Genomic DNA, 20,780 nt, shown 5'->3' with positions numbered 1-20,780 from the left:
TCGACATCCTTTTTTGCAGTCATTATTGGCCCGTTTCGTTAAGAAGCGTTTCATATATTCTAATAAAGTCATCTTCCCGATTATCACTAGTTAAGAACTCCGAACTTACAATGGTTTTTAATAGTTTTCTCTTCAAAGAAGCATTTTCCACTTCTTTCAGAATCCATCTTCGTTTTGAAAAAAGAAACTCAAGATAGCCCTCGTAGGAATCATCAAACTGCTCCTCGAGCTGCTCCCGAATTTTGCTTGCGAGGGTTGGACTCGCACCTCCTGTTGAAACGGCTATGCTCAACAGTCCACGTTGAAAATGGGCTGGGACATGGAAATTGGAGCGATCTGGATCGTCTGCAATCGTTACAAGCTGATGGGGTGCTGCTGAACTTCTAATCAACTGATTTTTTTCGAGATTGTTCGTTGCGGCAAAAATCATAAATGCATCCTTTATATCCCCGTCAGAAAAGGGCTTTTGCTTCCAAACAATTTTCCCCTCACGATGAAGTCCTTGAATTTCATCCGTTGCCTCCGGGCTGACGATTACGATTTCTGCACCCGTACCAAGCAGTCCCGTCACTTTTCGCTCGGCAACTTTCCCGCCCCCAACAATGACGACTGTTTTTCCTTCTAACCTTAGGATTACAGGATAGCCTGAATTCATCCTCTAAACTTCCTCGACAGGACGGACCGCTAAATATTCAACCAAGGCTTCTTTCGTTGCGCTGGCAGGCATTCCATGTGACATAAACCCGGCTTTTCCAACCGCAGCTGCTGTTTGTTTTCCCATGCTGACCACATGCAACCCTTGCAACAGTTCAACCGTATTCAAGTCACATTCACGTAACGCTTGTACAAACGGTTCAACGGACGCACTGCTTGGGAATACAATGGTATTCACGTCAGCCTCATCTAACATTCTTTTAAAAAGAGGCATGAACTGGTGATCTATTTCTTTTCTGCTAGTCACCATGATGTCTGCCTGATCATACTCTTTTTTCAAGATGCTATCGTCCCCAACAATGAGCAAGGCTCCGGTCTCGTCCATTTCATCAACCTGTACAGCAATAAATCCACGATTATTTAATGCTTTGATTGATTTCATCGAAGCGCCAAAGAAATCGGCACGGATTTTTCGAATATCCATTCCACTTTCCATCACCGCTGTAAAAAAATCGTCTACACTTTCAGGTGAGGTAAAAAATATTTTTTCATAGGAAGTTACTTTTGTCAGATCAACAGGCAGTGCCGTCTTTTTCCACTTTGGAAATTCAATCACATCGGCGCCTTGATCCATTAATTCCTTTGCTAATTCACTTTGACCCTCACTCGTCCGGGCAAGCAGTATTTGCCGTCCATACAGCGGCATTTTCTCGAACCAGCTGATTTTTTCACGCAGAGAAATGACACCCCCTACTAAAATAATCGATGGGTTGCTAAACTTTGCCTCCAAGACCTTCTCGGAAATATCAGCAAGTGTCCCTTGCAATGTTTTTTGGCGGCCAAATGTACCCCATTGAATCAAAATAATCGGGGTCGACGCTGGTTTACCGTTGTTAAGGAGATTTTCGCAAATAAACGGTAAATTGCCGACTCCCATATAAAAGGCAATGGTATCAACACCACGAGCCAGTCCTTCCCAATCAAGTACTGGTTTGCCCTCTTGCGATTTGTCATGGGCAGTAACGACTGCAAATGACTCTGCATACTCACGGTGGGTAACAGGAATTCCTGCATAAAGGGGGGCTGCAATCCCCGATGAAATGCCAGGAACGATTTCAAATGGAATTTGATATTCGGCCAGGGATGCCGCTTCTTCGCCAACTCTGCCAAACACGCCTGGGTCTCCTCCTTTTAAACGAACGACTCGCTTGCCTTCAAGAGCCTTCTCAACCAAAAGCTCGTTGATATTCCCTTGGCGTAAAATATGGCGGTTCGGTAATTTTCCGCAATAAATCAGTTCACAATCTGCTGGAGCAAACTCTAAAAGTTTGGGATTGGCAAGCCGGTCATATAAAATCACTTCGGCTTGCTTTATAGCCTCCAGTCCTTTTACGGTGATTAAACGAACGTCCCCGGGTCCTGCTCCTACTAAAAATACTTTCCCATTTTTCATTCTGCAGCCATCCTTTCCATTTCGCTCTTATCTGACAATAAAAACGATATCTTCCTCTAATTCAACCTTAAATGTCCGTACTTGACCTACATCCGGTGACTGTACTTTACCATCTTTTAAGGATATTTTCCAATCATAGACGGGGCAATATACATACTCGCCACTGACAAGGCCTTCTGAAAGGACGCCTCCTTTTGGATGGGGACTGCGGTTTTCAATCGCATAAACCTCTCCACTTGTTAATTTAAATAGGGCAATTTCTGTATAATCGATTTTAAATAGTATACCCAGATCGAACTCTTAAATTAGAATAGTTTGCCACTGGAATTCTTGTTATTGTTTGAAGCATATTGAATCACTCCCCAGCCTTAATAGTGTGTTTTGCATAATATTTATCTTGAATTTCTTCACTTTGAATCGCTTCATTCCAAGGTTCGATATATTTATTTAATGTTTTATCCATGCGCTCGTTTAAAGCTTTCCGTGTTTCCTCATTGGCAAGTACTTCTCTCACATGATCCAAGCCAACACGTTCTACCCATTTTGAAGTACGCTCTAGGTAGTTGGCTGTTTCACGATAATATTGAAGGTAAGCACCCGTGATTTCCATTACTTCCGCTTGTGTTTTCACAGTACATAGGAGGTCCCCCGCACGGAGGTCGACACCGCCGTTACCAGCGACATAAATCTCCCAGCCGCCATCAATTCCGACAAAGCCAATGTCTTTGATTCCTGCTTCGGAACAGTTCCGCGGGCAGGCCGATACGCCCATTTTTACTTTATGAGGAGTATCGAGGCGTTCAAATTTCTTTTCAAGTTCAATGCCAAGTGCCATCGAATCCTGTGTTCCATAGCGGCAGAACTGAGCGCCGACACAAGTTTTTACGGTACGAAGCGTTTTTCCATAGGCATAACCAGAGGGCATATCGAGCTCTTCCCACATTCTTGGCAGGTCTTCTTTTTTCACTCCGAATAAACCAATCCGCTGTCCGCCTGTTAATTTTACCAGTGGTACCTCATACTTTTCGGCAACCTCGGCGATTTTTTTCAAATCGGCTGCTGTCGTTTCCCCGCCATACATTCTTGGTACAACCGAGTAGGTTCCGTCCTTTTGGATATTGGCATGCATTTTTTCATTGACGAGTCGGGAATCACGATCATCTTTGTATTCATCCATATGAATCATACCTAGATAGTAGTTGATGGCCGGACGGCATTTGGTACAGCCTTCCTCATTATTCCACTCAAGGACGTTCATAACTTCTTTTACACTTGTTAAGCCTTTTTCTTTAATTTCGGCCACAACTTCATCACGGCTTAGGGTTGTACAACCGCACAGGCTTGTCTTTTGTGCTGCCGCTTCATCAAATTGGTCGCCCAGTGTATAGGCAAGAATATTGCTTACCATCGGTTTACAGCGTCCACAAGAACGGCCTGCGTTCGTACAATGGCTCACTTGGTCCAGTGTGGTTAACCCTTGAGTTTTGATTGCTTCAACAATGGCGCCTTTAGTGACTCCATTACAGCCACAAACTAATTCATCATTCGGCATTGAAGCTACATCACCATTGCCGCCTCCTGCACTGCATTCAGATTGCAGGACCGAAATACTAGTCATTCCGCTAATGTCTTCTTTTTTCGTCAGCATCCGGAATAATTTGGTGCTATCCTTGGTGTCTCCATATAGCACGACACCAACAATCGTGTTATTTCTTGTTAAGATCTTTTTATAGACACCATCATATTCATTGTAGACCATGATCGATTTTGTTGAACCATCTTCAAAAATTTCTCCAGCAGAGAAAAGGTCCACGCCGGCTACCTTTAATTGTGTTCCGGTCACAGAGCCTTCATATGGTTCGCCTAAATTGCCACAAATACGGTTGGCCAGCACTTTTCCTTGTTCATATAATGGGGCCACCAAGCCATAGACAATCTCTCGATGTTCCGCACATTCCCCCACGGCGTAAACATTAGGGACGCTTGTTTCCATGAAGTCATTGACCACTATCCCGCGATTGACATAGATTCCGCTGTTTCTTGCCACTTCGGTGTTAGACTTAATTCCGATTGCCATAACCACCAGGTCCGCTTCCACCTCTGATTCATCTTTAAAGCGAATACCTGTTACTCGTTCCTTGCCAAGGATTTCAACGGTTTCTTTTTCCATTAAGAAGTTCATGCCCTGGCTTTCTAGTTCTGCCTTCAGTAAGGATGAAGCAACCGAATCCAGCTGTCGCTCCATTAGATGCGGCATTAAGTGAACAACATCAACCTTCATTCCCAGGTTTAACAGTCCTCTTGCTGCCTCAAGACCTAGAAGTCCGCCGCCGATGACCACGGCTTTCTTAAATTGCTGAGCTGACTTGATCATCATTTCACAATCATTGATATCACGAAATCCAGTCACACCGATTTTGTCTGCACCTGGAATTGGGAGGATGAAAGAATTTGATCCTGTGGCAATAATTAATTCATCATATTCGACTTCCCTGCCTAAATTACTAACCACACGTTTTCCGTCCACATCAATGTTTACAATCGATTCACCTGTAAATAATTGAATTCTATTTTCTTTATACCAATCTAGCGGGTTAATGATAATATCTTCAAAGTTTGTATCCCCTTGAAGTATATTTGATAGTTTAATCCGATTGTAGTTTGGATATGGTTCTTGTCCAAAAATAGTAATTTCAAATGGTTCAGTGGTTACTTTGAGGATTTCCTCTACCGTTCTGACGCCTGCCATACCATTTCCGATCATTACTAGTTTTTTCATTTATCAATCACTCCTTATATGTTAAATAAGTATTTTTAAGGTTAGTAAGGTTTTCTTTATATTTAAATTGTAAATGCTAGCGTCGATAAAATTTGTGAAGTACGTCACTATCCAAACAATTATGTGAATATTTTCACATAATTGTCATAGTATATTTGGGCAACAAAAAAATAGCACACAAAAAATGCATGCTATCTAACTCTAAACTACCTTTTTTTCAGTTTTCCTTATTTGAAAGAGTTTTACCATTGAATGAATCATGGGAACAAGCACACCAATTACTACAACAGGGGCAAGCTCCCATAATACCAAGGGTGGAGTGATGAGAATACCAGTTATATGGATTGCATACAAAGTAAGAAAATAAGCTAGGCTGCCTGCCAGACCAGCTAACCGAGGGGTTTTTCTAAACAATAAATAGCATAAAGGAATGAATAAAAGCGTTATCGGAACATAAGAGGTTGGATAACCAACTGCAGCAAAAATAGCTTTGCCTACAAACCTTAACAGGATATAAAGTGCCGTCGCCATCACAGGTATGGTATAATCACGGCAATATCGGATGATTAGAATTGTTAGGAGAGCGACCATTAGGATTGAATAGGTGGGATAGACCCATTCCGGAATGCCGCCAAAAATCTGTGAGGCAGGATCTGAGATTAGTTCAAGGATTTCCTTTGAGGCAATCGATTTTCCATGAATGTATTGATCATATGAAATGGCCCCGTTTTCCTGTTGCATATTCGGAAACATCAAGCATTCAAGGAGATACATGGCAAACCAGGTATGAAGTGACCACCATGACGGTTGAATATCTCTCGTATATAGAAAGTAACCGTGCCAGACCCCAAAAATCATAATTGCTGTACCAATATAATAAATAAAATGGGTTGGACTCCATGTGGTTAAATCAATTCCATACGCAATATGATAGGTGAAATCTAGTGGGATCCCAATTAGGAATATAACGTAGCCTATTGTAATCAGGTTTCTAGAAAATCGGTCCAGATAATTTAAACGTCGCCACTCTTGAATTAACAAATATGCGCCTAAAGCAAAACCGATGGTATTAACAATATGGGGAATGGAGTATTCCTCAAATAAATATTTAAAATGATAAGAAGCATCCCATGCAGAACCAATAAATTTTAATAGAAAGGCAAGTACCCATAAACGATAATATTTCAACGATATCATCTCCTCTCTAGCGCTTATCCAAGTAAATCAAATATATCCCCAAAGATGGCAATAAGAATATAATTCACAGCTAACGCAATCGCAAAAGTAATTCCAGCGCCCCGAACATTTTTCTGTCGAAATAATTTATACATAAACGTAAATCCTGCTGTGACAACAAAAATATTACAGATTAAAAATGTCCAAAGTAAATTTTCACTATGTTGGACTGATGTGACGTGAAATAGATATAATGGAATCAATTTTACAATCCCCCACACTTTTAGTCCTTACTGCCTTTTCTCTATATTATCATTATTTTTACTATAGGTAACTTTTTAAATTACATAAAATTCTTGCATTGGTTGAATTAGGTAATGTATTTTTAAAAAAGTAAGTTCTCATTGAATGGAGGAATTCCCACTGAAAAAATCTATCCTAGTTATGATCCTTTTTTATACCTTGTTTTTATCGGCTTGTAATCCGGTTAGAGTCCCAAAGTCGAGTATGGCTCATAATATGAGTGCCACTCCAACTGGTGTCATCCCTACAAAGTCTGATTGGAAGATCCAGGATCATCCGAATGCAAATGAGAAAATACCCATTTCACTGCTAATAATGGATCAGTCCAATAAACCGATTCAATCATTTGATACTGTACATGAGAAAAAAATGCATTTATTTATTGTTAGTAAGGATTTAGCTTATTTTTCTCACATCCATCCAGAATATAAGGGAAATGGCGAATTTGATTTTACCACTAGTTTCCCCGCCGGCGGAGATTATAAGCTCATCTCTGAATTTACTCCGAAGGGTGGAGGGGACCCTAGTGTAGAAAATCATTGGGTCCAGATTGAAGGGGAGGCCGCAGAAGAAAAACCTCTTGTCCCTGATCAGAAGCTAACCAAAGTCGTTGATGGAAAACTAGTGAAGCTCTCTTTTGACCAAATGATGGCTGGAATGACGATCCATATGAATTTCACCATTAGTGATGCAAAAAACCATCAACCCATTAAAAATCTGCAGCCATATTTAGGGGCAATGGGGCATGCGGTCGCCATGAGCAGTGATGCGGAAAAGTATTTACACATCCATCCGATGACAACAGAAGGAAATGGTCCAACGGTAACCTTTATGACTATTTTTCCTGAAAAAGGCATTTATAAGATATGGGGCCAATTTCAGCACGACGGCAAAGTATTTACCGTCCCTTTTGTGATAAACATATCAAAATAAAAGTGACCCCCCTTCTCGGCTTGAGAAGGGGGGTCACTTTTATAATTAGTACATTTCAGATGTTGTTTTTGCCTGCATATGAAGCAGCAAGTAGTCAGGACCGCCTGCTTTGGAGTCGGTTCCGGACATATTGAAGCCGCCAAATGGCTGATAACCAACGATGGCTCCAGTACATGAACGGTTAAAGTACAGGTTTCCAACATGGAAGTCTTCACGAGCTTGTTCCATGTGAGCACGGTTTGTAGTAATAACTGCACCAGTTAAGCCGTATTCTGTGTTGTTCGCAATTTCAAGAGCCTCATCGAAGTTCTTTGCCTTTGTGAAACCAACAACAGGGCCGAAAATTTCTTCCTGCATAATACGTGCTTTAGGAGCAAGATCCGCAATAACCGTTGGTTTAATGAAATAACCTTTAGAATTATCTCCTTCGCCGCCAGCCATTAACTTGCCTTCTTGCTTGCCGATTTCAATGTATTCCATGATTTTTTTGAACGCATTATTGTCGTTAACAGGACCCATGAACGTAGCTTGTTCAGTTGGATCTCCAACCGTTAACTCATTAGTTAATTCAACGACACGATTCAATACTTGATCGTAAACACTTTCTACGATTACCGCACGTGAACATGCAGAACATTTTTGACCTGAGAAGCCAAACGCACCTGCAACAATTGATTGAGCAGCAAGCTCTAGATCTGCTTCACTATCAACCACAATGGTATCTTTACCGCCCATTTCAGCAATCAAACGTTTCATCCATACTTGTCCTGGGTTCACTTTCGAAGAACGCTCGAAAATTCGAAGTCCAACATCACGGGAACCAGTAAAGCTGATAAAGCGAGTATCTTTATGGTCCACTAAATAGTCGCCCACTTCAGCACCGCTTCCTGGTACGAAGTTAAGAACACCTTTAGGCAGACCTGCTTCTTCCATGACTTCAACAAACTTCGCTGCAATCACAGGAGTAGTTGAAGCGGGTTTTAATAGAACCGGGTTACCAGAAACGATAGCTGCTACTGTAGTTCCTGCCATGATCGCAAATGGGAAATTCCATGGCGAGATAATAACACCAACACCAAGGGGAATATAGGAATAACGATTAAATTCGTTCGGACGGCTTTGAACGGGTACACCATCTTTAAGTGCTAGCATTTGGCGTGCATAGTATTCAAGGAAATCAATTCCTTCAGCAGTATCTGCATCCGCTTCTCTCCATGGCTTACCAGCTTCTTTCGTCATAAGAGCAGAAAATTCGTGTTTGCGGCGGCGAATAATTGCTGCAGCTTTAAATAAAACATCCGCGCGGACTTCAGGTTTGACCTTTTTCCAAGTTTTAAATGCTTCGACTGCTGCTTGCATTGCTTTTTCAGCTAGGTCTTGGCTAGCTTTTGAAACGCGGCCAATTACTTCTTCCTTATTGGAAGGATTATAAGAAACAATTTTATCTTCTGTTGCAATTCTTTCTCCATCAATAACTAAGTCGTAATCCTGACCTAAGTAACCTTCAACTGTTTTTAACGCCTTTAGATAGGCCTGACGGTTCTCTTCAATCGTAAAATCTGTAAATGGTTCGTGCTTGTAAGGTTGTACCATTTGTTAAACCCTCCTATGTATTAAAAACGTTTACACTCCACTGTTCATTCTAACATGTTTCATTTAAAGGCCGCAATAATTGTCGGGTCCCACAAAAAAAGACCCAGCATTAGCCAGATCTTATTGATAAATATGGACAAAAGGTTCCTCTTCATTAGCCTTTCGGACAATCAGTGCTTCAGGACCATCCACAGATGTAACACTTACCGAGACAGACAAATATTTAGGAAAATGTTCCATGACAAGGCCGGTTACATACTGCGTAAAACCTATTCCTTCTGTTTTTCCATAGAATTGAATTGGAATGTTAATATTTAAATCCTGCAGTTGGTCTCCCATGTAAAAGGCTCTGCCAATCACACCATTATAGTTAGGAAAATACTCCTCCACATCCTGCTTAAAATTTAAAAACGCAGTGACATCATCACGATGTTCTTCCTGTGCATCTGCAGAAGGGAAAAGAAAGTACTTTTCATTTACATTTTCCCAGCCATTTAAAGTAGTACTGCCATTGTCGACAGTGGAATAGGTAATGAAGTTACCAGGAACGACGGAAGACTTGCTTTCTTGTTCAAACAAGGCAATCGTAATTGGAACGTCCTTTAAAGACTTTATGCTCCTCATACGCTTTATCACTTCTGCAGCTATTTTCTTCCCTTCACTGACCATTTCTGAATGCGGGACTTTTTCCTCAAGGGTATCGCCGTCTGATGTCTGTTTATAGTAGTAAACTGAATTTAAGGCAAGGCCAATCGTAACACCGCCGAGTGTTACATTCCCCTTTTCATTTTTTATTAAGTAGTCGTGTTCTAAAATATGAGCTAAATAGATTGGCGAACTCGGTTCACCCTTGCTTCCAGTGTTCACAGGATTTAGCCCAATATTATCAGCATCTTTTAGTGTTTTATCTTCTTTTTTCATTTCATTGAACTGCTCTTTTGTGTATTTACGGTTTAACCAAAGTCTTATTGTCTCTTCTTTGATTTCCTGTCCTTCACGAAACAAATATTTTTCTGTATCAAAAGAATTTTGGGCAATTCTCATTAAGCCCATTTCAAACTCGTTTAAGTCATATCTTGTATTGATATTATTGACAACCAATCCGCGTGCTTCCCCTGGTTCAAATGGCAAAATTGTCCGGTAATAGCTGTCCGAAATATTATACTTTGGAATAATTGCCTTCCCTTTCACTTTCTCCTTCGTTTGCACAACCTCATTTTGCTTCTCAAAGTTTGGTGCACAGGCACTCAGCAAAAAGACAAGGGAGAGAGCGAGCAATGAGAACTTTCTCACGTCGATACACCTCTTATTTATTTAATTCAACTAGGAGTTTCTCCTCGCCCCACACTTCAATTCCTAGTTCTTGTGCCTTGGTTAGTTTTGAACCCGCCTCAACACCTGCAATGACAAGGTGTGTTTTTTTGCTGACACTTCCAGCCACATTCCCGCCCAGCGCTTCGATTTTATCCTTTGCTTCATTCCTGGATAAACGTTCCAGCTTTCCTGTAAGAACAACGGTCTTTCCTGCAAAGATGGAATCGGAATTTTCTGCGGAAACTGGTCTGGAACCCTTATATTCCATATTAACGCCCGCAATAACTAATTCGTTGATTAACTCCACAGCCTCTTCTTTTTCAAAAAAGGCGACAATTGAATCCGCCATTTTATCACCAATTTCATTAACCGCGATTAAATCTTCCTTGGTGGCAGCTGCGAGTTTGTCCATCGTACCAAATTGTTGGGCTAACGTTTTTGCGGCTTTGGCACCAACATGACGGATCCCTAGTCCAAATAAAAGCTTTTCAAGTGAATTATCTTTCGATATCTCAATGGCTTTAATAAGATTAGTAGCTGATTTCTCACCCATTCTTTCAAGGGCTAGAAGCTGTTCACGAGTAAGCTTATAAATATCGGCAACATCGGCAATTAATTTTTCAGCAAAAAGCTGGCTGATCACCTTTTCCCCAAGACCCTCGATGTTCATCGCGACCCTTGAAACAAAATGAATTAAGCCTTCCCGAAGCTGTGCAGGACATTTAGGGTTAATACAACGTAAAGCCACTTCTCCTTCAAAACGCACGAGCTCACTTTCACACTCGGGACAATGAGTCGGCATGTGGAATTCTACTTCTTCCCCTGTCCGATGGTCAGCCAAAACATTGACCACCTCTGGAATAATATCCCCTGCCTTTTTGATAACGACTTTGTCACCAAGCTTGATATCCTTTTCCCGGATTAAATCCTCATTATGCAAGGATGCACGCTGTACAGTTGTTCCTGCTACTTTGACTGGCTCAAGAATGGCCGTAGGGGTAATCACACCTGTTCTACCAACACTTAACTCAATATCTAAAAGAGTTGTGACCACTTCTTCTGCGGGGAACTTGTAAGCAATGGCCCAGCGCGGACTTTTTGCTGTCGTTCCGAGTTCTGCCTGGTGGGCATAGGAATCTACTTTAATGACGATTCCATCAATCTCATAGGGAAGGTGCGGGCGCTTTTCGACCCAGCTATTGACATATTCGATCACTTCGTCAACCGATGCACACTTGTTCCGCTCATGATTGGTTTTAAAGCCGAGGCGATCCAAGTAATCAAGGCCTTCGCTATGAGAATCAATCCCGCTGATTTCACTGATATTTCCGATTCCATATAAAAAGACATCTAGTCTTCTAGAGGCAGCGATTTTCGGATCTAGCTGTCTTAGTGACCCTGCTGCTGCATTTCTTGGGTTGGCAAATAGCTCCTCGCCGTGCTCTGCCCTTGTTTGATTCAATGCTTCAAACGAACGTTTTGGCATATAAGCTTCGCCGCGGACCTCCAAAGAAACATTTTCGCGGAGACGGAGCGGGACGGATTTGATGGTTTTTATATTAGCGGTAATATCTTCACCAATGGTCCCATCTCCACGGGTAGCGCCTTGTGCAAATAGACCATCCACATATCGTAACGATACAGCCAGACCGTCAATCTTCAACTCACATACATAAGAAATATCGACCCCGACAGCTTGACGGATGCGACGGTCAAAATCCCTTAAATCTTGCTCGTTAAAAGCATTGCCAAGACTAAGCATCGGTGTACGATGCTCTACCTTTTCAAACAGATCGAGCACGGTGCCGCCAACCCTCAGTGACGGCGAATCTGCTGTTTTTAATTGCGGATGGTTTTCCTCAAGTTCCAACAGTTCCTGCATTAACTTGTCATATTCAGCATCTGGTACAGATGGTTTGTCTAAAACATAGTATTCATAGCCATAGTGATTTAGCAGGCTGCTTATTTCAGTGATTCTCTTTTCTGCACGTTGAAGGTCCATATATTCAGTCCTTTCCTTAAGGATTTCTTAAACTTGTCTGTTGATTTCCACTCCATGCGCGCAGCGCCGCGCGGGCGGTCCGGGGAGCCTCCTCGGCGCTAAGCGCCTGTGGGGTCTCCCCTGCCCCGTCCTCCCGCAGGAGTCTCGCGCATTCCGCTCCAATCAACAGAGTGTGTAAAATCAAAATAAGGTTTAACTTAGCCTATCTAATTAGACTTTATTAATCGGAGCAAATTTGGCTAACAGGCGTTTGATTCCAACCGGACTTGGAAAGGCAATATCTAACTCCGTTCCCTCCCCTTGGCCTTTTACACTTACAACGGTTCCGATACCCCATTTACCATGTTGGGCTTTATCGCCAACCTTCCAGCCAGCCTCATCGCCAGAAGCAGCAGAAACTGGGCGCATAACTGGTTTTCTGGCTGCAGCCGGTGGACCAAATGACGTCTTCGGTGATCCGAACGATGTGCTGCGTCCTGAGCCAAATGATTTTGAATTCACTTTTTTCTCCGCTGGTTCGACTCCTTCGATCAGGTCTTCAGGGATTTCTTTTATAAAGCGAGAAGGTGGATTCATATTGGTTCTCCCAAACAATGTTCTCATTTGGGCGTTTGACAGGAACAGCGTTTGCTCCGCTCTAGTAATTCCTACATAGGCTAGACGGCGCTCTTCTTCCATTTCTACTTCTTCCATCAAAGATCGGCTATGAGGGAATACACCTTCTTCCATTCCAATCAAGAAGACAACCGGGAATTCCAGCCCTTTAGCCGAGTGCAAGGTCATGAGCGTAATTGAATCTGCCTTTTCACCATCGTCATCAAGCGAATCAATATCAGCCACCAGGGCCAAATCGGTTAAAAAGGCAACAAGACTCTTATCTTCACTTGAATCTTCAAAGCTTTTTGTCACAGATAATAATTCCTCAAGGTTTTCGAGGCGGCTTTGGGCTTCCAGCGATTTTTCCGCTTTGAGCATTTCACGGTACCCGGATTTTTCCAGTACTTCTTCAACTAGTTCTGTAACAGACAGAAACTCTTGCATATTGGTATAATTTCCGATTAAATCGCGAAATTCTCTAGCTGCTTTGGTGATTTTCGGACTCAAGCCCAATAGTTCCACTGACTCAAGTGCTTGGAAAAGGGATAAATCATGCATTACGGCAAAATCAGCAATTTTATCAACGGAGCTTGAACCAATCCCTCGCTTTGGAACATTAATAACACGGCGTAAGCTAATATCATCATCAGGATTGGAAATTAGGCGTAAATAAGCCAGCATATCCTTAATTTCTTTCCTGTCATAGAACTTTGTTCCGCCCACGATCGAGTACTCGATATTCGATTTTAGAAGCACTTCCTCCATGACACGGGACTGAGCGTTCGTGCGATACAGGATGGCAATGTCGGTTAATTTGTTTTGATGATTACGTGTTAATTCTTTAATTTTTCCAGCAACGAATTGTGCTTCCCCCTGCTCACTGTCCGCACGGTAATAAACAAGTTTGTTGCCTTCAGGGTTTTCGGTCCATAGGTTCTTCGCTTTACGGTTTAGATTGTTTTGGATGACCTTATTGGCAGCTAGAAGAATCCTTTTTGTTGAACGGTAGTTTTGCTCTAGTAAAATCACCGTTGCGTTCGGATAGTCTTTTTCAAACGAGAGGATATTTGCGATATCTGCTCCGCGCCATCGATAAATGGATTGGTCAGAATCCCCTACAACGCATAAATTCTTGAAACGACTTGCAAGTAACTTTACTAACAGATACTGTGCTTTGTTCGTATCCTGATACTCATCGACATGAATATATTGAAACTTGCGCTGATAATATTCGAGGACCTCAGGAACCCGTCTAAATAATTGAATCGTCATCATAATGAGATCATCAAAGTCCAGCGCTTGATTCTTTCTTAATCGCTTCTGGTATTCTTCGTACGCAGTACCTACAACATCTTCAAAATAGCCTCCGCCTGACTTCTTATACTCGTCCGGTTCGATCAACTCATTTTTCGCTGAGCTGATAGCTCCTAAAATAGCACGTGGATCAAATTTCTTCGGATCAATATTTTTTTCCTTAAGAATTCCTTTGACCACGGATAGCTGATCGGTTGAATCAAGAATCGTAAAATTACGGTTAAAGCCGATTCGGTCAATATCTCGGCGTAAAATCCTGACACACATCGAGTGAAAGGTGGAAATCCAAATTTCTTCGGCGGCCCCGCCCATCATTTTTCCGATCCGTTCTCTCATCTCTCGTGCGGCTTTATTTGTAAACGTAATCGCTAAAATATTATATGGATTTACTCTTTTTTCTACAATTAAATAGCCAATTCGATGGGTCAGTACTCTTGTCTTACCACTTCCGGCACCAGCCATTAGTAACAGCGGTCCATCAGTTGCCCTAACGGCACTTTGCTGCTCTGGATTCAGTCCATTTAATAGCTTATCAGTTAAATATTGCATTTAATATCCACCACCATCACAAACATTTGTTCTTATTTTTATCATAACTCTATTTTTCTACTTTAGCAATGATCGATCAATCTTTACTGTCTCCAAGGCTAAGTCAAAATTTTCATAAATGGCGTTTCCGACCACAATGACATCTGCATGCTTGGCCATTTCTGAGGCATGTTCAATGGTTGATATTCCTCCACCATAAAAAAGGATTGTTTTTTCAAGCGACTTTTTCACGCTCGCAACCAGTTCAACATCACCATATTTACCGCTATATTCTACATAAAAAATCGGCAGCTGAAACATTTTTTCAGCCATTACCGCGTAGGCAATTACTTCTTCATTGGTTATGTTTGTTTTCACATTTGTCAGTTTGGCAGCTTTGCACTCCTCATTTAAAATGCAATAGCCCTCCATGATAATTTCTTCCCAATCCATGATTTCACCAAATTCCTTAACCGCTTGGTGGTGAAGTCCTGTAATCCATTTGGTATCGCTGCTATTTAAAATGGTTGGAATAAAATAAAGGTCGAATCCTGGTGTAACCGTCTCAATCGTTGATACTTCAAGGACACATGGGACCGAAAACCTGCGAATTCTTGCCATCAAATCGAGGACTTTTTCTAATGTAATCCCATCTGTCCCACCTACGATAATGGCATCGGTTCCTGATTCACAGATTTTTTCTAAACGGTCTTCCGCTATTTCTTTATTTGGATCGAGTTTAAACACATGCCGCCACTCGCGAAAATCATACATCAAAAAGATCCTCCCATATCATTAATTCCATTACACCATTATAGCACTAGCCGATTCGATTAAAAAAGAAAACACTAAATCTAAATTTGGAAATCATAACTAAATCTAAAAAGCTGAAGAGCCTTGATCAGGGGCTGGAGCTGGATTCAAAAAAAAAAACCGAAGAGCAATTTCTCTCCGGCTTGTTTATTCTTGTTTAGTTCCAGTCGTTTCGCCCTTAACTCGTTCAAGGACCATTTCATACGTATCGTTTCCATAATTCAAGCAGCGTTTCACCCGTGAAATGGTGGCTGTGCTCGCCCCGGTTTCCGTTTCAATTTTGTGATACGTATTCCCTTCGCGTAGCATTCTTGCTACATCAAGACGTTGTGCTAATGACTGAATTTCATTAATTGTGCATAAATCGTCAAAAAAGCGATAGCACTCTTCAAGATCATTTAAGGAAAGAACGGCTTGAAACAATTGATCAAGCTCCTTACCCCGTAATTTATTAATTTGCATATTGTTTACCCCTTTAAAATGTCTATTTAGTTTACATCAAACGTGGCAATATTCTGCAGACCAGGTTTGGTTGGAACAACATTGACCCATGTTTTTCCTGGTACGAGTGGAACCTCTTCACCATTTTTGACTGGAACAATTTCACCGTTCTTATTCATCCACTCCACTTGGTTGACCTTACCCTTTTGAAGCAAATAGGCTTTTCCGCCAGACTTAAAATCGATATCTCGACGCCCATAAGAATCGATAAACTGGTGCTCAGCTTCGATAATAAAAATATTATCCAACAAAACAGGCTCTTTTGTATCTAAATCAATGGTTTGCTCGTTGCCTGAAAAACGAATATATTTACCGATCGTATCGTCAAATTTTAAGACTGAATTGGAAATTCCACTCTTAGAATAAGTAATTTTAACAGATTTAGCTTCCTTACCCGTAATATTTATACTTTCTTCTTCTGTGAAAAATTTAAATGGTGCTGGACTTTTTTCCATTGAGTATTTCTTCTGCTTAGCACCTTTTAAAATGTTTTCATACGTAATATAGGAGTTATGGGGTGCTTTTCGGGTTTTAGAGCGTTTAAATAGTGTACCATCATAGACCATCCCATTTAAATTATCAATATAGTTACCATTTAGGAGTTTCTTTGCTTCCGGGCTATAGCCATGGGCAATGTAAAGGGCATTAAGTCCTTTTGCCAAGTATATATAATAGTCCCTTGCACTCCTTACCGGACCAATATTTGCCGGCTTTTCACTTTGAAATACTGCCAGGAAGCGAGTGATATCACCCTCTGCTAGAATTTCATAGACGATATCTGCCTTGTTCAGGCCCGATTGGGGTCTTGCTTTTGGGTGATTATTAATCATTACAGCTACCGCTCTTCCATCTGTGCTGGTTTCAGAGCCAATCCCTGTTAATGGATAAGAATACGGGTCAACTTGTTTCTCTTCTGGTTTATTCTCTGTTTGAGTTACAGGTTTTTCCTTCTTTACTGGTTCCGTAACCTTTTCCTTATCACTACACCCAGAAAGTAGTAACAGGAAAGCTATCACGAAAACAACCCATTTTTTCATTTTCATGAACACACCCCTATTTACTCTCAATAAGAAAAACACTTTCACGCTTTAAAACTTTACTCACTTACAGTTTAACGCATTATTGACGGAAAGAGTACTGTTTTATTCATTACATCGTACATTCCCTGTGGGGTAATCCGAATGTAAGGCAAATGTGTTGCAGAAAAGAAGGCAAGACTGTATATAGGATCTGAAAATGAATAGCCTCGTTCTTTTAACTCGGTAAGCAGTCTTTTTTCATGACTGATTAATTCTTCGATTGGAAGGTTTGACATGATTCCACCTAAAGTTAATGGTATCTCGCACACGACCTGATTGTCCTCAACCATCACAATGCCGCCGCCTAATTCTTTCATTCTATTAAAAGCCTGGAGCATATCTTGTTTATTTTTTCCTATTAAAATAATATCTCCGGTATTTGAATACGAACTGGCCAACGCTGATAATGTAGTCGCAAATCCTTTTAATAACGTATTAATTCGCCATTTCCCATTGCGGTCAATCAATGTAAAAAAGCATTCATCATGATGTGATGGCAGTTCATCACCTGATGCATCAATAGAAATGGAATATGGCTTGGTGATGACGGCATTTTCCATCTTGATCCCAAACGGCATGGAAAATTGCATATCATCTATTGATAAATCCCAATCCAACTCCATCGGCTTTAGTCCATAATCGTTCCAAGTAATTGGCGGGTAGGCATCGGCCACTCGCTGTCCATCCCGTTTGACCCATTTTCCTTTCGCTAGAACGGAAACAGGTGTTGGATTTTCAATACTGGATAAGAAGTTTATATTGGCTACCCGGCCAGTGGCAATATTACCATGGAGATGATCAATATTGTAATAGCGGGCAATATTTACTGTTGCCATGTTATAGGCATCAATAGCTGGAACACCTTTTTCAATGGCAATGCGAATCATTGCATCAGTGACTCCTTGCTCGTAAAAGGTTGAGGATGAACCATCAGTATTAAATATTAATCTATCATATGCCTCTATACCTAGTCGCTTCATATCATCCAATATGTTCGGAAGATCAGGTCGAATCGATGAATACCTTAAAGACACCATATACCCTTGCATTAATCGGTTATATACTTCTTCACCTGTCATCGCTTCATGGTCAGAGTCCGCACCAAGCAGCATCATTTTTGCCAATGTTTTTTCCGAAGCTCCTGGAAAGTGGCCTTCAATTTGCTTGCGCATCCGTTTTGCTTCTTGAATCCAATGGAGCATCATATCATCGCCATCAAGCAGTTTGGGCCATCCTGTCAATTCCCCGCCCTGAAGAACCGCATCGTGCTCAAGCCATGATTTAACATTACTATGTGAAAAAATTTCTTCTTCATGCAGAATTTCTGTTTGTGAATCAAAACGGCTCCACCAAAACATCGTTGTTGGAATGGAGCGAAGATCCTTTAATAATGTAAACGCTTCCCTTTTTTCCAAATGTAAAACAAGGGCCATATTGTCATTAATTAATGTCGTTGTCCCGAACTGGGATGCATACGCAGCCAGTGTTTGGGGATTATATAATTGAAACGGATGGGCATGTGGCTCAATGTATCCCGGGACAAGAATCTCATTGGTGCAATCAATGATTTCACAGTTATCAAGATGTGTTGGCAAGTTCTCACCCACATAAACAATCCGATCTTCACAAATCCAAATATTTGCTCTTAACCACTTTTGAAACGTCTGATTTAAATACAAGGCGTTTTTCAATAAAATGGTTGGAGACGTTTTTCCATCCAAAACGGATACATGCATGCGTAAGTGTTTATTTTTCCAGCGGTAGCGTTGCTCTAGCATACGTCTTCCCTCCCCTTTTTTAAAAAAACTATCTATACAATAATAAGTTGATTTAACAGTAAAGAAAGCCCTTACAAAAAATTCTTTAGATACAATATTATCATATTTTACTGTTTAACGCATTAAAGAATTGATAATATTTGTAAACAATTTGTGAAGGAGTGAACAAAATGAATGTTAAACCAAATATTAGTATCTTAAATGCATTAATTCGGATTACGATCGGCTTAACGATTCTTTCCTGGACTACTTCTAAACTGGTCAAACACCCTTGGAGAGATTCTTATTTGTTTGTCGCCTTGTGTGGGGCAATGAAGGTAGCAGAGGGAATTATCCGCTATTGTCCGCTTACTGCTTTATTTGAAAAATGTCAGTGCATGATCGAGGATCACGATCGGGCGATGGATTCAATGGATGGAATGGAAGGACTTAATGGGGATGGGGATCAATTGGTACCCTATAATCCAACTTAAATCGGGGAATTGTAGATATCATCGAATCTCATTTTTTTCAAGCTAAAAAAGAGCTGACCCTAAAGCGGTCAGCCCTTGATTGGAGTTGATTGTTCATGTTTTGGGAGTATCTAACGGATATGTCGTTTGTTCTAATTGCCATTATCGGCAGCATTGTCGCACTTCTTTATGTGTTTATCCGTCGAACTGGAAAGAGGCGAGCCCGTTAGCGCGTAACGGGTTGGATCGCTTTTGCACCGATATCTTTTCGATAAAAGACACCATCACATGTTAACTTTTCCAGTTCACGATACACTTTTTCTTGCGCTTCTACTATACTTTCGGCTTTGGCTCCTACAAGAAGCACCCTGCCTCCAGCAGTAACAAACTCACCTGCATCATTTTTCACTGTTCCTGCATGAAAAGTGAAAACCTCTTGATTATTTAACTCTGCTAACCCTGTTAACACTGCACCCTTTTCATATACCTCAGGGTACCCTTTCGCAGCCACTACAGCACCGATCATAGCCTGTTCATCCCATTCAAGAGTAGGACATCCTCCATTTAAGAGCTCCAACACGACTTGAACTAAATCCGATTTCAATCTAGGCAGCACTACTTGTGTCTCTGGATCACCAAAACGGGCATTAAATTCAATCACCTTTGGACCATCAGGTGTTTTTATCAAACCCGCATATAACACGCCGCAAAAACTTCTGCCTTCCTGTACCATTGCTTTTGCCGCCGGAATAAGGACAGTATCAACAGCCGTTTGAACGGTCTCCGCACCGATTTGAGGAACAGGTGAGTAAGCACCCATTCCGCCTGTATTTGGACCAAGGTCACCATCATAGGCGCGTTTATGATCTTGAGCGATTTCTAATGGTACGACGACCTCACCATTCACCAATGCCATTAACGAAAATTCCTCACCCGCTAAAAACTCTTCAATGACTACACGGGATGACGCTGCACCGAATTTTGCATCAATAAGCATTTCTTCCACGCTAGCGAGGGCCTCTTCTTTCGTGAGCGCTACGGTGACACCTTTTCCTGCTGCTAATCCGTCCGCTTTAATGACAATCGGCGCACCTTTTTCCTCAATATAGTTACGGGCATCCTCATATTTAGTGAAAACAGCATAATCAGCCGTAGGGATTTGATATTTCTTCATTAGTTCTTTTGCGAATGACTTACTTCCTTCAATCTCGGCTGCTGCTTGGCGCGGACCGAATACGGCCAAACCAGCAGCTTCAAATTTGTCAGCAAGTCCCTCCAGCAAGGGTACCTCTGGACCAATAATCGTTAAGCCCACTCCATTGTCCTTAGCGAACTGAAGGAGCTGTTCATGTTCCGACTCTGCAATCGAGACAAGTTCCGCTACATCTGCCATTCCGGGATTACCAGGAGCAACAAATACTTTTTCTAATCCTGCGCTTTCACTTACTTTTCGGCAAATTGCATGTTCTCTACCACCACGGCCGATAATCAGTACGTTCATCGAATGCCCT

General features: G+C 41.4%; 18 protein-coding genes. 3 read left to right on the top strand and 15 right to left on the bottom strand.

Annotated elements, in window-relative coordinates:
• Window positions 1-22: 22 nt before the first annotated feature.
• From J7E77_RS28110 to J7E77_RS28085, 6 genes are all read right to left on the bottom strand, one after another.
• Window positions 23-655 (bottom strand): NAD(P)-binding protein, encoded by a 633-nt coding sequence (locus tag J7E77_RS28110; protein WP_214718648.1) that lies wholly within the window; start codon window positions 653-655, stop codon window positions 23-25.
• Window positions 656-658: 3 nt separating this feature from the next.
• A complete protein-coding gene (gene cobA / locus J7E77_RS28105) occupies window positions 659-2,107 on the bottom strand; it encodes a uroporphyrinogen-III C-methyltransferase (protein WP_214718646.1) in 1,449 nt (482 codons plus the stop codon).
• 27 nt (window positions 2,108-2,134) lie between these two features.
• Complete coding sequence (gene nirD, locus J7E77_RS28100; protein ID WP_308160820.1) at window positions 2,135-2,365, bottom strand: nitrite reductase small subunit NirD; 231 nt, start codon at window positions 2,363-2,365, stop codon at window positions 2,135-2,137.
• Between the two features lie 97 nt (window positions 2,366-2,462).
• Window positions 2,463-4,886 carry a nitrite reductase large subunit NirB gene (gene nirB, locus J7E77_RS28095; RefSeq protein WP_214718644.1) on the bottom strand — a complete coding sequence of 808 codons (2,424 nt, stop codon included), beginning with the start codon at window positions 4,884-4,886 and terminating at the stop codon, window positions 2,463-2,465.
• Between the two features lie 201 nt (window positions 4,887-5,087).
• Window positions 5,088-6,074 carry a hypothetical protein gene (locus tag J7E77_RS28090; RefSeq protein WP_214718642.1) on the bottom strand — a complete coding sequence of 329 codons (987 nt, stop codon included), beginning with the start codon at window positions 6,072-6,074 and terminating at the stop codon, window positions 5,088-5,090.
• 23 nt (window positions 6,075-6,097) lie between these two features.
• Window positions 6,098-6,325, bottom strand: coding sequence for a hypothetical protein (locus J7E77_RS28085; RefSeq protein WP_214718640.1), 228 nt, complete (start codon window positions 6,323-6,325; stop codon window positions 6,098-6,100).
• A gap of 244 nt (window positions 6,326-6,569) precedes the next feature.
• Here J7E77_RS28085 and J7E77_RS28080 point away from each other — a divergent pair, with 244 nt between their 5' ends.
• Window positions 6,570-7,298, top strand: coding sequence for a hypothetical protein (locus tag J7E77_RS28080; protein ID WP_251026884.1), 729 nt, complete (start codon window positions 6,570-6,572; stop codon window positions 7,296-7,298).
• A gap of 45 nt (window positions 7,299-7,343) precedes the next feature.
• Here the strand turns inward: J7E77_RS28080 and pruA are convergent, their stop codons facing one another.
• The 8 genes from pruA to J7E77_RS28040 form a co-directional block, all read right to left on the bottom strand.
• Window positions 7,344-8,891 carry an L-glutamate gamma-semialdehyde dehydrogenase gene (gene pruA / locus J7E77_RS28075; protein ID WP_214718637.1) on the bottom strand — a complete coding sequence of 516 codons (1,548 nt, stop codon included), beginning with the start codon at window positions 8,889-8,891 and terminating at the stop codon, window positions 7,344-7,346.
• Between the two features lie 120 nt (window positions 8,892-9,011).
• Entirely contained in the window at window positions 9,012-10,184 is a 1,173-nt protein-coding gene (locus J7E77_RS28070) for a CamS family sex pheromone protein (protein ID WP_214718629.1), read from the bottom strand.
• 13 nt (window positions 10,185-10,197) lie between these two features.
• Window positions 10,198-12,207 carry an NAD-dependent DNA ligase LigA gene (gene ligA / locus J7E77_RS28065; RefSeq protein WP_214718627.1) on the bottom strand — a complete coding sequence of 670 codons (2,010 nt, stop codon included), beginning with the start codon at window positions 12,205-12,207 and terminating at the stop codon, window positions 10,198-10,200.
• Window positions 12,208-12,417: 210 nt separating this feature from the next.
• Window positions 12,418-14,667, bottom strand: coding sequence for a DNA helicase PcrA (pcrA, locus tag J7E77_RS28060; protein WP_214718625.1), 2,250 nt, complete (start codon window positions 14,665-14,667; stop codon window positions 12,418-12,420).
• A gap of 57 nt (window positions 14,668-14,724) precedes the next feature.
• Entirely contained in the window at window positions 14,725-15,420 is a 696-nt protein-coding gene (gene pcrB / locus J7E77_RS28055) for a heptaprenylglyceryl phosphate synthase (protein ID WP_214718624.1), read from the bottom strand.
• A gap of 186 nt (window positions 15,421-15,606) precedes the next feature.
• Window positions 15,607-15,921, bottom strand: a complete 315-nt coding sequence (locus J7E77_RS28050; RefSeq protein ID WP_214718623.1) for a YerC/YecD family TrpR-related protein — start codon at window positions 15,919-15,921, stop codon at window positions 15,607-15,609.
• Window positions 15,922-15,947: 26 nt separating this feature from the next.
• The gene (locus tag J7E77_RS28045) at window positions 15,948-16,997 is read right to left on the bottom strand and encodes a DUF3048 domain-containing protein (protein ID WP_214718668.1); all 1,050 of its coding nucleotides are present in this window, start codon (window positions 16,995-16,997) and stop codon (window positions 15,948-15,950) included.
• Between the two features lie 74 nt (window positions 16,998-17,071).
• On the bottom strand, window positions 17,072-18,817 hold the full coding sequence (locus tag J7E77_RS28040; protein ID WP_214718622.1) for an adenine deaminase C-terminal domain-containing protein: 1,746 nt from the start codon (window positions 18,815-18,817) through the stop codon (window positions 17,072-17,074).
• A 170-nt stretch (window positions 18,818-18,987) separates the two neighbouring features.
• On the opposite strand from J7E77_RS28040, the gene J7E77_RS28035 reads away from it, so the two are divergent.
• Together J7E77_RS28035 and J7E77_RS31890 are read left to right on the top strand one after the other, a co-directional pair.
• Window positions 18,988-19,290 carry a YgaP family membrane protein gene (locus tag J7E77_RS28035; protein WP_214718621.1) on the top strand — a complete coding sequence of 101 codons (303 nt, stop codon included), beginning with the start codon at window positions 18,988-18,990 and terminating at the stop codon, window positions 19,288-19,290.
• A gap of 95 nt (window positions 19,291-19,385) precedes the next feature.
• Window positions 19,386-19,499, top strand: coding sequence for an EYxxD motif small membrane protein (locus tag J7E77_RS31890; RefSeq protein WP_348982634.1), 114 nt, complete (start codon window positions 19,386-19,388; stop codon window positions 19,497-19,499).
• Here J7E77_RS31890 and purD read toward each other — a convergent pair.
• A complete protein-coding gene (purD, locus tag J7E77_RS28030; RefSeq protein ID WP_214718620.1) occupies window positions 19,496-20,770 on the bottom strand; it encodes a phosphoribosylamine--glycine ligase in 1,275 nt (424 codons plus the stop codon). The two genes, J7E77_RS31890 and purD, sit on opposite strands and share 4 nt — an antisense overlap.
• Between the last annotated feature and the right edge of the window lie 10 nt (window positions 20,771-20,780).

Source organism: Bacillus sp. ISL-77 (assembly GCF_018613105.1).
Note: the sequence above shows the minus strand (reverse complement) of the source record. Positions and strands in the feature narration are given on the sequence as shown.

Excerpts from the sequence above, each read along its gene's own strand:
- J7E77_RS28110 (WP_214718648.1), bottom strand. The coding sequence starts at position 655 with ATGAATTCAGGCTATCCTGTAATCCTAAGGTTAGAAGGAAAAACAGTC.
- cobA (WP_214718646.1), bottom strand. The coding sequence starts at position 2,107 with ATGAAAAATGGGAAAGTATTTTTAGTAGGAGCAGGACCCGGGGACGTT.
- nirB (WP_214718644.1), bottom strand. The coding sequence starts at position 4,886 with ATGAAAAAACTAGTAATGATCGGAAATGGTATGGCAGGCGTCAGAACG.
- J7E77_RS28080 (WP_251026884.1), top strand. The coding sequence starts at position 6,570 with ATGGCTCATAATATGAGTGCCACTCCAACTGGTGTCATCCCTACAAAG.
- pruA (WP_214718637.1), bottom strand. The coding sequence starts at position 8,891 with ATGGTACAACCTTACAAGCACGAACCATTTACAGATTTTACGATTGAA.
- ligA (WP_214718627.1), bottom strand. The coding sequence starts at position 12,207 with ATGGACCTTCAACGTGCAGAAAAGAGAATCACTGAAATAAGCAGCCTG.
- pcrA (WP_214718625.1), bottom strand. The coding sequence starts at position 14,667 with ATGCAATATTTAACTGATAAGCTATTAAATGGACTGAATCCAGAGCAG.
- pcrB (WP_214718624.1), bottom strand. The coding sequence starts at position 15,420 with ATGTATGATTTTCGCGAGTGGCGGCATGTGTTTAAACTCGATCCAAAT.
- J7E77_RS28050 (WP_214718623.1), bottom strand. The coding sequence starts at position 15,921 with ATGCAAATTAATAAATTACGGGGTAAGGAGCTTGATCAATTGTTTCAA.
- J7E77_RS28045 (WP_214718668.1), bottom strand. The coding sequence starts at position 16,997 with ATGAAAAAATGGGTTGTTTTCGTGATAGCTTTCCTGTTACTACTTTCT.
- J7E77_RS28040 (WP_214718622.1), bottom strand. The coding sequence starts at position 18,817 with ATGCTAGAGCAACGCTACCGCTGGAAAAATAAACACTTACGCATGCAT.
- J7E77_RS28035 (WP_214718621.1), top strand. The coding sequence starts at position 18,988 with ATGAATGTTAAACCAAATATTAGTATCTTAAATGCATTAATTCGGATT.
- J7E77_RS31890 (WP_348982634.1), top strand. The coding sequence starts at position 19,386 with ATGTTTTGGGAGTATCTAACGGATATGTCGTTTGTTCTAATTGCCATT.
- purD (WP_214718620.1), bottom strand. The coding sequence starts at position 20,770 with ATGAACGTACTGATTATCGGCCGTGGTGGTAGAGAACATGCAATTTGC.